Source organism: Clostridium sp. CM028, from assembly GCF_030585565.1.
Lineage (GTDB): Bacteria > Bacillota > Clostridia > Clostridiales > Clostridiaceae > Clostridium_AD > Clostridium_AD estertheticum_B.
Window position 1 is genome coordinate 2,288,151 of record NZ_CP077766.1, and the last position, 14,146, is coordinate 2,302,296.

Sequence of the window (14,146 nt, forward strand, 5' to 3'; positions counted from 1 at the left end):
AGCTCATTACATACTTTTAGTCTTACGACTAAATTTTACTTTATACTAAAGTAATTAACTGGTTTAACGAAATATTATTTCGCTATCTTTACCTATTTCTCTGTTTAATTTTCAAAGACCAATTTACTTTGTCATCAACTGACGACTTTTACTATTATACTAGGTATTGTTTGTTTTGTCAACAACTTTTTAAACATTTTTAAAATGTATTTTTAAAGTGTTAAATGTTAATTTATCAATCTTCACCTTTATCGTTACTCATTCGCGACGACAAGGAGTATTCTATCATGTACACCTATTACGCATTCACGCCAATTCGCTAAATATGGCAATTATACTCAATATCCTTCATTATACTACTAATTATCAAATCTTTTTCACACTGATACACTAGGATTAGTATACTTTGTTCTTATCTATAACGTCCTCAAATTACATTGTATTTAATCTTTTAATGCCATTAAGCCATATACAACAGCATCATTTTCATATTCAAATTAATATAGGCTAATCCCCCCTTTTCAATATCTACTCCCTGTTTTGGAATATCATTAGATCTAGATTAAATCTAGAATATAGATATAAGAATTTTATGGTTTGACTTTAGTTCAGCCGTCATTCCTCACCGGCTTATAATTTATTCTACATCTTATACCTATTATTATGTTTGTTTTAAAAATGGATTATTTAATTATACTTCATTTAAAAAAACTTCAGCCATATTTTTTTCACACTCAAAACCTAGTGCTTTTAATGAGTATTGTAATGCAAGTAAAGTATATGCTACTTTATCCTTTTTCGCATTTTCTCCCATATGTCCTATTCTTATTACTTTCCCCTGTAGATATCCGAATGAGCCAGCTATAAATACATTAAATTCGTCAACCATATGTTTTAATAGTTGTTTATCATTTATAGCCTCAGGTATTTCTATAACTGTTACCGTATTAGAATATCCCTCTTCAATATATAAATTAAGGCCTGCTTCCATTACAGCTTTTCTTGTAGCTTTACCAATAGAATTATGCCTAAAAATTATCTCTTCATCATCCAGTATATTATCGATAGCCTGTCTTAGTCCAACGATATCACTTATTGGTGGTGTATATGGAAACCATTTGTTTTCGTAGTAATCCTTCCATAGAAGTAAATTACAATAGTAAGAAGCTATTGGTTTTTTTCTCTGCTGCATTAATTTAAATGCATCTTCACTGATACTTAAAAAAGTGAGCCCTGCTGGAGCAGAAACGCATTTCTGTGAAGCACCTAATGCTATATCTATTTTCCATTCATCTACTCTTATATCTTCTCCACCCATAGCCGCTACACTATCTACCACCGTTAATATACCCTTTTTCTTTAATAAATTACATATTTTATCTATGTCATTTAAAACTCCTGAAGGCGTATCACAATGTACTACCGTAGCATATTTAAAGTCATGATCTTTTTCAAGAAATTTTTCAAGTTCTGTTATATCTATCTTACATTTCCTATTCCCTTTAAAAAAAACCGCTTCTCCACCGTACATCTTAACAAAATCAGCAAATCCTTCTCCAAATATTCCATTATCAATTACCAATACCCTATCATCATTTTCAGTAAGAGATGCACATGCAGCCTCAAGACTTAAAATCCCCTCACCACTTAATATTCTAACTTCGTTATTAGTTTTTAAGAACCGACCTATTTCCTCACAAGTTTCTTTGTAAAATTCATAAAACTGTAAATCTAAATCTGGATTAGTAGTAGCTAGAGCTCTGGCCATCCTGACGTTCTCTCTTACCTCCGTGGGTCCTGGAGTCATTATTTTACACACTTTCATAATTTTCACTCCCTTAAACTATAAATTATATTCTTATATTAAAAATCATATCACTACATAGGCTGTTTCCTTATTCATATCCTTAATTTAAATGTGAAATATCAGCCTCTAAAATAATTTCAATTTTCTTATCTTCAACTTCTAATACAGTTAAACATGTATCATACATAAATGGTTTATTCCAAAATTCCTCAAGAGAATAATTCTTGATTATTGAATAGATCGCCTTTATTACAAGTGTATGTGATATTATTAAAATGTTTTCACCAATAGTATTACTCGCAATGTCATACAATACTTTTTTTACTCTATTAATCAATTGATCAAAGCCTTCGCCCTCTACAGGTTGATACAAATAAGGCTTATTCCAGAAATTAAACTGCTGCAAGGGATATAGTTCTTTTACTTTTTCTTGATCCATGCCTTCCCATATACCAAATCCCATTTCTTTTAAAGATTCAATTTTAATTATTTCTGTATCCTTATTTCCTCTAATGTACTTCGCTGTATCAACAGCCCTTCCCAGCGGGCTACAATAAATATAATCAAAATCTATATCTTTTAAACTTACGCCGAGCTTTTTAGCATTATCAATTCCCATTTCAGTTAAATTAGAATCCTTCCATCCCTGCATTCTACCTTCTCTATTCCATTCTGTTTCCCCATGTCTTGTTATATATATTTTCATTTTAACCCACCCTCTTACTATGATAAGATAATACCAAATATCTAACAATTATTATATATTTTTTCTCTTTAAAATACCTTCCGCCTTTTTCAGAAACAATAAATCTCTTATTTGAATGAATTTACCAATGTAATTATCCGGTGTATCATTCTCAAGAATAAGTATAGCTTCATCTAATGCAACCCATTTTAATTGAAATCCATTATCTATTTCCTCATCTGTAAATGATGGTTGTTTAATACATCCTTTAACTTTAGAATAGAAGCAGTATGATATTTGCAGTAATTTTCGCATATTTTTATATTCTATTATTGTACCTACTTCACCTAAAATATCAATATTAACCCCAGCTTCTTCCTTAACCTCGCGATTTAAAGCAATATTTCGATCTTCGCCTGCTTCAATTCCTCCGCCCGGCAATTTGTGGTAGTTATTCTTTGATACATATAATAAAGCTATTTTCCGTGAATCATTTAATACTATCGATCTTGATGCTTTCCTGAGCTTATAACTAATACCTATATCCTCATAGTTGTAACCAATATCCTTTTCATATATCTCTTTTATTAATTCCATTTTATTTACCTGCCCTATTTCAATTTGGATTTATAAATGCACTATTAATATATGTTTTCTCTGTGATTTCTCATAACTATAAGATTATATTATTTACTTAGATTCATTTGTTAACTCGGTTATGCAATCAAATGGATAACTCAAAGTTTATCATCTCCCCCTATTATAACCTTATTTCATTGGTTAATTTATATTTAGTAATTATAATGGACGATAATTCTTTTACTAAACTATATTTACTATATTCCATGAAATATATATCTCCTTTTAATTTATAAATAAAGACCTTGTTACTCTCACCTTAACCTTAACCCTACCCCTTAGAAATAATTTTTGTAACACATCAATTAATGTTGGTTTGTCTGGTATTAAGTGAATATCTTAAATGTAAAAGCTCCGATAGCTAATCAAGCGGGCAGTTGATTAGCTATCGGAGCAAAATTTTATTTAAATTTAGTCAGGTCTTTTTTCGAAGAAGCTAATTTTTCTTTAAATGTGACACACATATACATCGTCAAGAATGCGGCAAGGCCTCCACAAGTATCTATTAGCACATCTCGAAAGGCAGGTCCTCTTCCCGGAACAAAAGCTTGATGAAACTCATCTGAGCATGCATATAAAAACACAATCAATATAACCTTAATAAAAACTTTAATGTCTAGATTCTTCTTTGTATTTATAGCTCTATATAACAGAAAATATAAAATAAAATATTCAGTGAAATGAGCTGCTTTTCTAACTATAAAATCACTCAAAGTCCCAAATATGCTATTTAAATCTAATCCAAGTAAGTTGAATACAGATGCAACTAATTTATTATTTCCACTTGATACTTCTCCAACTTGGCTAGAAAACAAAAATATTAATATCATCCACCCTATAACCAAAATCCAATCTATATGTTTTTTCTTCATATACACACCCCTCAATTATTTCACTAACTTCCCTTTATTAACACTTCAATTATGATTTAATTAAATATACTTGTCAATAACAATATCTTTAGAGACTTTAGTAACAGCACGTAATGGTTACAGTCCTTTAACATAGAGAAGTCCCCTGTAAAACCAAACATTTATTTTTGCAGGTTGACAAATTTCATCTTGCAAGTTAAAATGATTTAAAGTTATTTATCTAAAAACTGTGACGAGAAGAGTAAATGTAGGAAGTAGTTAAAGCGAGTGGATTATAGTGTAAGTTCCATACAAAGCCTATGTTGAATAACATCTCTGAGTTTCCAACTGAAATCCTTGTGAAATTAGGTATGGACGGAGCCTAACCGTTATTTATAGGGCAGTATCGAAGATTTGTTTCCGTACTGATTATGAGTGAGCTTTTTCAGCTAATTTAGGTGGTACCACGGAAGTCTAACCTTTCGTCCTAGAAACTAGGATGAAGGTTTTTTGTTTTTTGTTTAAATTTTGAAAATTATTTAGCACGACCATTATAATCATTACAAAAAAAATCACAACATTACTAGGAGGTTTTATTTATGATAACTTACAAAAAAGGACTTGCAATTCCCAATGGATACAATCCACTTCTCGGATTAAAGCATACGGAAATTGCTATTAAACAATTAAAAGATTATTTTGAAAACAGGCTATCAAAAGAGTTAGCTCTTACCAGGGTCTCAGCTCCTCTTTTCGTAAAGTCTAGCACCGGTTTAAATGATAACCTAAGCGGTACTGAACGTGCTGTTTCCTTTGATATGAAAGCCATGCATGATACACCTATTGAAATCGTACATTCTTTAGCTAAATGGAAACGAATGGCTTTATATAGATATAATTTTGAGTCCGGAGAAGGTCTATATACTGATATGAATGCTATAAGACGCGATGAAGATTTAGATAACCTTCACTCCATATATGTGGACCAATGGGATTGGGAAAAGGTCATTCTTAAAAAAGAAAGAACTTTAGATAAGTTAAAAGATATTGTAACTAGTATTTATGCAGTTTTTAAAGATACTGAGGATCATATCCACAAACTATATCCTGAAATAGACCAATTTTTACCTGAAAAAATATTCTTTATAACTACACAAGAACTAGAGGATATGTACCCTTCTCTTACTCCAAAAGAAAGGGAAGATGCCATATGCAAAGAAAAACTTGCAGTATTTATAATGCAAATTGGTGGCGACCTAAAATCTGGCGAAAAGCACGATGGTAGAGCTCCCGACTATGACGATTGGTCACTTAATGGAGATATCGTATTCTGGTATCCAATACTAGAAAAAGCCTTTGAACTTTCCTCTATGGGAATAAGAGTTGATGAAATAGCGCTAAAAGAGCAACTTGCATTATCAGGTTGTGAGAAACGTTGTACATTAGAATTCCATAGGATGTTACTGGAAGGTAAGCTCCCATATACTATGGGTGGTGGCATAGGCCAATCTAGAATGTGTATGTATTTCCTAAACAAGGCTCATATTGGTGAAGTTCACTCCTCAATATGGCCAGATGAAATGATAACCGATTGTATAGAAGAGAATATAGTTTTACTATAACAAAGAGAAAACTAAATATTGTTCAAAAAAGATTAACTTTAGAAAAACACTGTAACTAACTATTACAGTGTTTTTCTAAAGTTATTTTTGTAATATTTATAATTTATTACTATTTACATTTTACCGCAGTTCCATAAGCAATAACCTCTGCGCTAGTTGCATATCTTATGTTAATAACACCATCAGCACCCAAACCTTCAGTTTATTCTGCCATACGTTTTGTTGCTATAGCCTGATCTTCATTCATCATCTCTGAGTAACTTTTAATTTCCCCATCTCCAGCTATATTAACAAATTAACACATCTCTAAATTAATTTTATTTCAAATATTTTAGGCCACATCTTTCCAGTTACAAAGGTGCGATTATTTTTTTTATCATACGTTATTCCATTCAGTGTACCTGCTCTTTTACATTCTTTAGGACTTAGCAGTCCTTTAAGCTCTATCCATCCAGTTATTTTCCCGCTATGTGGACAAATTCTAGCAATTTTATCACATTTCCATACATTCGCATAAATTTCCCCTTTAATAAACTCCAATTCATTTAGTTTTTTAATAGGCTTAAATTCATCATGTACTTTAATACTATACACCTTTTTAAAATTTTGGGGATTTAAAAAATATATTTCATCTGTACCATCACTCATAATTAAATGCTCATCGTTGTGAGTGATTCCCCACCCCTCTGTATTATAGTAAAATTTATTAATTAAATTAAAAGTATCTTTATCATAAATAAATCCCACATTAGATTTCCATGTTAGCTGAAAAATTTTATCATTATAAAGTGTAATTCCTTCGCCAAAATAATTTCTATCTAATTTGTGTAACTTTAAAATCTCTCCTGTTTGCAAATATACTTTACGTAGTGTGGATTCATTAATTCTTCCGGTGCTTTCATAAAGAAGCCCATCTTCATATACTAGCCCCTCGGTAAAAGCATTAACATCATGTGGATAAGTGTTTATAATATTATAAGAATATCTTGGAACATTATTGAAATATATCATAACCCTCACTTCCTAAATAGTTTATATTTTATATTTATTATATGTATATTTCAATAGCTATATTAGTGTGCCCCAAAAATATACATTATTTGAAGCGCATTTCACATGATATGTTCCTATATATACAAATTATAAAAGTTGACCCTGGATCTTCACCCAAGGAACTCAGGTTTTTTTACATTGTCTGCTCTTATTGCCTTTTTCATTATAGTCAAATCTACAGTTTGATTGTCTTTATCAAAGCAGCAAGGATATTTGGTGCCACACTGATTACATTCTATAAATTCCTTGAAACAAGTCTGTTCTCTATTATCAAATAAAAACGGAAGATTTTCTGCTCCTTCATCATCTATATTTATATTTACTGTATCTATTTTATATGTATAGAGATAAGTTGCCTCATGTTTTATTTCGAAGTTTTTACTATTACATTTTGGGCATACTAGTGATTCATTTATTTTCAATTTATAACATCCTCTCTGTCTTAGTATGTTTATAGTATTCTTTATTTCCTTTCGTATTTCTATTATTAGCCTTAGAGTTTTATAGTGTTTTTATACATTAAATGATAAACTAGTTATAATAACTGTATATTATTTTTAATAAATAAAATCTCATTTTATTATTAAATTTCTTTATATAAATTTAATTTTATTTTCTAAATCTATATCAGTCGGTACTATAGATCTAGAAATAAGATTGGGGGTTAAACTTTGATTAATACTAGAAAACAGATAAGTACATCTATTTTAGAATCACAAAATTTATTTAAAGATATATTTGTTCCTGTAAATAAACGTCCTGGGTTTATTAGATCGAAATCACCTAATATACCTATTTATTTTTATAGATATATTGGCTCTTGTGAAAATAAAGAACTCTATTATGAGAATTTACATAAACTAAACGATGAGCTGACTTCACTTCAAAGCTCATATTTAAAATTCACCTCAGGAATACCAATGACAATTTTATCTACCTCTATATTACAAATACCCTGGGATGGACTTCTTAGTTCCAATCCACTCCAAAGAAATACTTTAATTAGTATTCTTAAAACTAAAGGACTACTGCCGAACATAAAAAACAACTTCCTCAATGATTATATTGAAAGTAGTTTTGACGAAACCTTAGATCTTTATTTAGCAAATAAACCTAATGTTACTGAAACTGTAATCAAGAATTTTGCTGTTAAATTTTTAGGATGGATTGGAGAATTTATTCCAAAATTATTCCAAAACTCTGATTATAACCCTAAAATTGAAAAAGATATTATTAATCCTAAAGTCCTTTTTTATGGTGAGATAAAAAAACATGAAATATATTTTTTAATATTCTTATCGAAGCTAGGTTGTGATGTGCTTTATGTTAATTCACTATCCGATATGGATTTCGTCAAAATTGATAAAGAAAATATGTATTCAAAACTCATAATTTTACCTAAGACTGAACCATTAATAGATCTTAATTTTAAAACAAACCTTACTAATACTAAAGCCAAAAGAGAGGGTACTATTGAATCTCAAAAAACTATTAATCAAAACAAACAACATGTTGTAGAAAACAGAAATTCATCTTTAGACATAACCTTTAAAGATTCTATTAATATTATCCTTAAATGCAGTATAAATATATTTGATGATTTAACCCTTCCTGCCAATAAAAGAATTGGATTTTTAGGTGGATCTTCTGCTTTTATCCCAGTATATTTTTATAGATATATAGGAATAAAGCAAAATGAAGATGACTATTATAATGATCTATTTAGATTAGACAAAAACTTTAGTATCTTCGATGGTTTATATTTAAAATTCACAGACTCTATACCCATACGCTCTAATCCTAAATTAATCACCAGTACTTTAAACATATGGCAATATATAGATCCTTTTGATGTATCACTCACAAGGAAGCTTGCGGCTCTATTTCTAGAACACAAGGTTTTCCCCACGAGTAATCATACTTTAAATTGCTCTATGGCAAATAGTTTTAGCTATATATTAGATTTATACTGTAAGGAAGAAAAAAATTTAAACCTGTCCAAAGTTAGAAATTTTTCTTTGAAATTACTTTCTTGGGTTTATGAATTTGTTCCAAACCTTATGAAAAATTTCGACTTTCAAAATACTTCGTCCGATGAAATTTTTAATCCTAAAGTAATATATTATGGTGATATTAAAAAACATGAGCTTTTATTCTTGATTTTTTTATCTAGATTAGGCTGTGATATTATATATATAAATTCCTTCTGTGATATGATTTTAGAGATTACAGAATATAGTGATCTATTTTCAAAAAGCTTTGAACTCCCATATAAATCACATTTAAAAGAATTTCCAAAAGAAGAATTACTCATAAGACACGAAACTATTGCTCTAAAAGCCTCAAGGGAATTAGAGGCTACACTATATACCGATGATGATGGTTTTTATAAGCCTTGGCAATTTGAAAAATATGAAACTCACCCTACTACGTTAAAAACTACCTTTTATGAGCTGAAAATTTTATGGGATGAACCTTCTAGTTTGCGCACAGGATTTAAAGTAGAGAATAGCACCGTATATATGCCAAACTTATTCGCGAAAATAAGCGGTGTACACAGCGATTTAAATTTATATTGGAATGATTTCTTCAAGTTAAAATCATCAGATAATACATTATTTATAGCTGAACTTCCTTTTACTAAGGTAACCTACTCCAAAACCGATTTATACTCCTTAGCCTTTGTACTTGATAATATCGGGTTAATTGATAAACAAAAACTACTAAATCATAGCTGTTACAAATTTTCTTATTTAAAAACTTCCCTGCAACATACTATTTTACAAAAAATAAATTATTTGATGAAAACCGATATGCTAATAAAAACTATAGATAAAGAATTCAAATTAAAGATTTTAATGACCATCTTAAATCTTGATAAAAACATACTACAGCTAATTCAGCAGTATGATTACCCTTCAAAAATACCTAAACTTGTTATTTATGATAATAATGAAAGTATTTTTAGCGATGAAGATTCCATTGTATTATGTTTTTTAAACATATTTGGATTTGACATTACTATATTAACTCCTACTGGCTATAATAACATAGAAGGAAAAATCCAGGAAAAATTTTATGATACTCATAGATTAGAAGAAGTTAATTTCAATTTATCCTTACCTGATTTTAAAAACGAAAAAAAATATACCAAAGAAAAATCAAAAAAATTCTTTTCTAACATCTTTAATTTCAAATGATTTTCTTCAAAAAACAAATAAGGGACTTATTGAGTAAAGTCCCTTATTTATTTTAAATATAAGTTATATAATGTTGATATTTAGGAATTTCAAAGCTAACAATCAATTCCTAAACCGTATCGATCCCATAATTATTACACAAAGCTTCTAACCCACCCCTAAATCCACTACCTATGCAATTAATTTTCCATTCATTTTTATATCTATATATCTCAGCTACTACGATGGCTGTTTCTACAGATAAATTTTCATTAAATTTATAGTTTAGAATTTCTTGTTTATTGTCACCCGCTATAATTCTAAAATATCCATCTGATACTTGCCCAAAGTTTTGCTTCCTTTCATTTGCTTCATATACGGTTACAGTAAAAGCTAATTTTTGAATATGAGGTGGTATTAGATTTAAATCTAGCTGTATGCACTCATTGTAAGCTTCCTTAAGAGAAGTATTATGATCCTTTTTAATTACTATTCCGCCACAAGTGCTCTTAGTGTTTTCATAAAAAATAAAATCTTTTTCAGCTGTTTTATCATTTATATCTACCATAAATACCGATACATCTAAATCAAACTCATTATAATTATTTTTTATTATATTATAATCTAATGTTACTATTAATTTCGAAAGATTTTTAGCGTTCTGATTTAAGCTTAACTTCTGCCCTTTCGCTAATTTAATGCTTTTAGTAACATCCACAAGTTTTCTTTTTTCCATATTATTTACCTTTAATGGGACATTAACTTTAGGCTCAGAAATAATTTTAGAATGTACATTGTTTGACCCTTCAGCATTATTCTTATTCGTGTTCTGATTTGGCCCCATTACTACAGTTGCCTTTTTTTCCGGAATAATTGAGGTCTCAACAATTAATTTTCCATATTGTCTCTTTTGAGATATTATTTTTTTATTACTGCTTTCAATAATTATAGCCACAAACACGTACCTCCTAATCTATTGCAACATTTAATCCTGAAGTTCTTTCACAAGGCTGGATAATTACAGTTTCGCCCTGAGAATTAAATTCTAACATATAGGATTCTCCAGAGGTTTGCCCAAGAAAAGTTTTCCAATTTACATCCGTTTTAAAATGAGGGTCAGCGCCTGTCCAGCATACTACTGCATCAGGATCTACTACGCAAGGAGACTCTAGAATAATCGGGTTTCCATTTGTAGTTATAACTACCTGCGCATTATTAGAAGTAGCTGTTAAATTTGATGTAAACATACCCTTTTGAGATATTACACCTGACCCCATAAATCTAACTCCATATTTACACTCCTGCGTAAAAGCAAGTAAATTTTCTCCTTCAACTCCTATACTCTGACCTGACTGAAGTGTAATTATACTAATATGTTGTGCTTTGTCTGCCATATAATAACTTCCCCGTCCATTTACTTTCATAATAGGAATATTCTCACCTGTCAGCTTTCTAGCAGCTAGATTCATAACAGATTTGAATATGCTTTGATTGTTATTTGTATCTACTAATACTTTTTCTTGAGTAAAATTACCCGTGTAAGCCACCATAGCACCAACTTTTGCAAAAAAATGTCCATCTCCCTCGGCGATGCAAGTAAGCTCTTGGTGATTTCTAAAATTAAACATGTATGTTGACTCCTTTCTCAATTTAAATATAGCGGAATTTCTAACTATGTACTCTATGTATTTTTGCAAACTTCCATTTTTTAAAATTCTATGTGTAAAGTATATCATAATGTTGTTAATGATTTATTAACGAATAGATCAATTATATTTATTCTATATTCAGTAATTTCTGTGTGTAATATGTAATTGTGTATAGAAATATGCTATAATTTGTATCACAATCAGTACTATTTATAATCTTTAAATTACTGATTAATTTATTATAATAAATGGAGAACAATTATGCGATATTTTAATAATATTAATAATTCACAAGATATTTTCTTTAAAGCCCCTTCAATTTACGGATTATTTTCCTCAAAGGAAGAGTTATCCTATTCATTAGGCGCATGTTTATACATGCCAGCAACGCGAGAACATTTACTTAAGGACATTCTTTTAAGTAACAAAATGGGTACTCACACCATCAGTCTTTGTCTTGAAGATTCCGTATCTTCAGACCAAGTTGTACAAGCTGAAACTAACATTATTAATCTATTTAAGAGTATCGGCCTTCTTTTAAAAGATAACTCTTCTTTTATCGATAGTCTACCCCTTATTTTTATCAGAGTCCGAAATGTTAGTCAACTTCAAAAGTTGATTAATGAATCTTCTTTAATTGGTCTTTGTGGTTTTATTTTCCCTAAATTTGATTTTACACTTGGAGAAAAATACTTTTCTATACTAAAAGAATACAATATATCTAATAAAAGAACCCTGTACGGAATGCCAATACTCGAAACCCCCTGCATAATTCATAAAGAAACTCGAATAGAAGAACTTACTCGCGTAAAACATATCTTAGATTCTTATAAAGAATATGTTTTAAACATTCGAATTGGCGGAACAGATTTTTCTGGATTATATAGTCTTCGTCGAGGTAAAGATTTCACCATATACGATTTAGCCGTAATAAAGGACTGTATTAGTGATATAATAAATGTCTTTAAACGAGATGATTATGTTATTTCCGGGGTAGTTTATGAATATTATAGCAACGTTTTAGATTTTCATAATAATGTTCTTATTAAAGAAACCCTTTTAGATAGAACCAATGGCTTAACTGGTAAAACTGTTATACATCCAACTCAAGTAAATGTAGTAAATTCTCTTATGGTAGTTTCTAAAGAAGACTATACAGATGCACTTAATATTATCAGTTCATCACTTGATGGTGTAATAAAGAGCAATTATTCCAATAAAATGAATGAGGTAAAACCCCATGAAATGTGGGCTAAAGAAACATTACTAAAAGCTAAAATAATGGGGGTATTAGAGGATGGAAAATCACACAGAGAATTATTACAATCAATCACTTCATTACAATATAGATAATAGCCTACAAATATCACTTAATATAAAAGAAAATAAATGTAACATTCCAGCTTCAAAGCTTTTTACAATGTCCGCTAGAGAAAATAAAAAGAGGGATTTTTTATTTGTAAGTAAGGTTATAGGAAAACATATGCCAATGATTCCAGATACTCTAAAAATTATTGGAGGAATTTTGGCTCGTTTATGGATTAATGAAAGAGAGGACACAGTGCTTTATCCTACTACTGAATTAGTTGATACGCTTATTTCATTAGATGTCTCTCATAACATGGATACCTCTGTTAATCTCCACAGTTTACACGATATTTTAAACACACCCATAAGGCTTGCAAACAAAACCCTTTTTATAGGTTTTGCAGAGACAGCTACAGGTCTTGCTCAATCAGTATTTCAAAACTTCTCAAATGCGGCTTATATACATACTTCGCGTGAGAAAATAACTTCTATAGAACCTGCATTGTTTTTTAATGAAGAACATTCTCATGCAGTAGAGCATTCGCTTTTCCCTTATGAAAGTGATTTTTTTAATAAATTTTCTGATATAGTTTTAATAGACGATGAACTTACTACAGGTAAATCTGCATTAAATTTAATAAAATGCCTTCCCGGGAAATATTTTGGGATAATATCCATTTTAGACTGGCGAGATGCTAATAGTTATAAACTGTTCATTGATGAAAAAAACATAGATGTCAGGGTATGTTCCTTATTAAAAGGTGATATTAAGTGCAGTAAATCAAAAGATATTATTAGCGACGACATAACCATCCCTCCAAATTCTACCAAACTAATCCCAAGTAAAGAGTGTGTTTTTCAAATAGCGCAAAGTATTGAGGGCTATAATAAATCTACTGGTAGATTTGGAATTACCTCTCGCGATAATTTGAAAATTTCTGAAGAAATCAATTCAATATCTAAATTTTTGATAAAAGAAAGAACTACTGGAAATTGTCTTTGCATAGGAACTGGGGAGTTTATATATTTACCTTGTAGTATAAGCTCGATGCTCGGAGATAATGTCTATTTTCATTCCACTACAAGAAGTCCCGTTCATGCTAGAAATATAGCTTCTTATGGAAATAAAAATAAGATTGCTTTTCAAAGCCCTGAGGATGACACTATAACTAACTACCTTTATAATATTCCTGATAATTTCTATACCCAGGTATTTTTCTTCTCTGAAAAGCCTTTAACCAAAGAAAAGAAAGATGAATTAAATAGCATTTTCTCTTATTTTCATGCTAAATCCATTATATTTGTATGCTGGAAATGCTAATGTATCCCTTTTAAATTGATTACAGCAGATAA

The 14,146-nt window shown here is 29.9% G+C and carries 12 protein-coding genes, 1 pseudogene and 1 other annotated feature; of the genes and pseudogenes, 4 read left to right on the plus strand and 9 right to left on the minus strand.

All coding sequences use genetic code 11. The annotated features are described in order from the left end of the window. Nucleotides 1-691 precede the first annotated feature (691 nt). The 4 genes from KTC94_RS10615 to KTC94_RS10630 all read right to left on the minus strand — a co-directional run bounded on the left by KTC94_RS10615 (nt 692) and on the right by KTC94_RS10630 (nt 4,003). Nucleotides 692-1,825 (minus strand): alanine--glyoxylate aminotransferase family protein, encoded by a 1,134-nt coding sequence (locus tag KTC94_RS10615; protein ID WP_220320483.1) that lies wholly within the window; start codon nt 1,823-1,825, stop codon nt 692-694. Between the two features lie 82 nt (nt 1,826-1,907). After that, entirely contained in the window at nt 1,908-2,513 is a 606-nt protein-coding gene (locus tag KTC94_RS10620; protein WP_220320484.1) for a histidine phosphatase family protein, read from the minus strand. A gap of 51 nt (nt 2,514-2,564) precedes the next feature. Then, nucleotides 2,565-3,089 carry an NUDIX domain-containing protein gene (locus KTC94_RS10625; protein ID WP_220320485.1) on the minus strand — a complete coding sequence of 175 codons (525 nt, stop codon included), beginning with the start codon at nt 3,087-3,089 and terminating at the stop codon, nt 2,565-2,567. A gap of 443 nt (nt 3,090-3,532) precedes the next feature. Beyond that, the gene (locus KTC94_RS10630; protein WP_220320486.1) at nt 3,533-4,003 is read right to left on the minus strand and encodes a VanZ family protein; all 471 of its coding nucleotides are present in this window, start codon (nt 4,001-4,003) and stop codon (nt 3,533-3,535) included. A 220-nt stretch (nt 4,004-4,223) separates the two neighbouring features. Then, nucleotides 4,224-4,475: a binding site (T-box leader), on the plus strand. Between the two features lie 106 nt (nt 4,476-4,581). Here KTC94_RS10630 and asnA point away from each other — a divergent pair. Beyond that, the gene (gene asnA / locus KTC94_RS10635; RefSeq protein ID WP_220320487.1) at nt 4,582-5,604 is read left to right on the plus strand and encodes an aspartate--ammonia ligase; all 1,023 of its coding nucleotides are present in this window, start codon (nt 4,582-4,584) and stop codon (nt 5,602-5,604) included. Between the two features lie 109 nt (nt 5,605-5,713). On the opposite strand, the pseudogene KTC94_RS10640 reads toward asnA, so the two are convergent. The 3 genes and pseudogenes from KTC94_RS10640 to KTC94_RS10650 form a co-directional block, all read right to left on the minus strand. After that, a pseudogene (locus tag KTC94_RS10640) lies at nt 5,714-5,878 on the minus strand (heavy metal-binding domain-containing protein); the annotation flags it as partial. Between the two features lie 32 nt (nt 5,879-5,910). Further along, entirely contained in the window at nt 5,911-6,615 is a 705-nt protein-coding gene (locus tag KTC94_RS10645) for a glutaminyl-peptide cyclotransferase (protein ID WP_220320488.1), read from the minus strand. A 152-nt stretch (nt 6,616-6,767) separates the two neighbouring features. Beyond that, nucleotides 6,768-7,079: a hypothetical protein gene (locus KTC94_RS10650; RefSeq protein ID WP_216304206.1), complete on the minus strand. Its 312-nt coding sequence runs from the start codon at nt 7,077-7,079 to the stop codon at nt 6,768-6,770. Nucleotides 7,080-7,328: 249 nt separating this feature from the next. Here KTC94_RS10650 and KTC94_RS10655 point away from each other — a divergent pair, with 249 nt between their 5' ends. Next, nucleotides 7,329-9,857, plus strand: a complete 2,529-nt coding sequence (locus KTC94_RS10655; protein ID WP_258876459.1) for a YceG family protein — start codon at nt 7,329-7,331, stop codon at nt 9,855-9,857. Between the two features lie 109 nt (nt 9,858-9,966). Here the strand turns inward: KTC94_RS10655 and KTC94_RS10660 are convergent, their stop codons facing one another. Both KTC94_RS10660 and KTC94_RS10665 read right to left on the minus strand, forming a co-directional pair. Further along, on the minus strand, nt 9,967-10,791 hold the full coding sequence (locus KTC94_RS10660; RefSeq protein WP_304518646.1) for a TerD family protein: 825 nt from the start codon (nt 10,789-10,791) through the stop codon (nt 9,967-9,969). A gap of 13 nt (nt 10,792-10,804) precedes the next feature. Then, a complete protein-coding gene (locus KTC94_RS10665; protein ID WP_220287425.1) occupies nt 10,805-11,464 on the minus strand; it encodes an AIM24 family protein in 660 nt (219 codons plus the stop codon). A gap of 282 nt (nt 11,465-11,746) precedes the next feature. Here KTC94_RS10665 and KTC94_RS10670 point away from each other — a divergent pair, with 282 nt between their 5' ends. Both KTC94_RS10670 and KTC94_RS10675 read left to right on the plus strand, forming a co-directional pair. Beyond that, entirely contained in the window at nt 11,747-12,838 is a 1,092-nt protein-coding gene (locus KTC94_RS10670) for an HpcH/HpaI aldolase/citrate lyase family protein (protein ID WP_220287427.1), read from the plus strand. Next, nucleotides 12,783-14,114, plus strand: a complete 1,332-nt coding sequence (locus KTC94_RS10675; protein WP_220320489.1) for a phosphoribosyltransferase domain-containing protein — start codon at nt 12,783-12,785, stop codon at nt 14,112-14,114. Before KTC94_RS10670 ends, KTC94_RS10675 begins: the two co-directional genes overlap by 56 nt. Nucleotides 14,115-14,146: the final 32 nt, after the last annotated feature.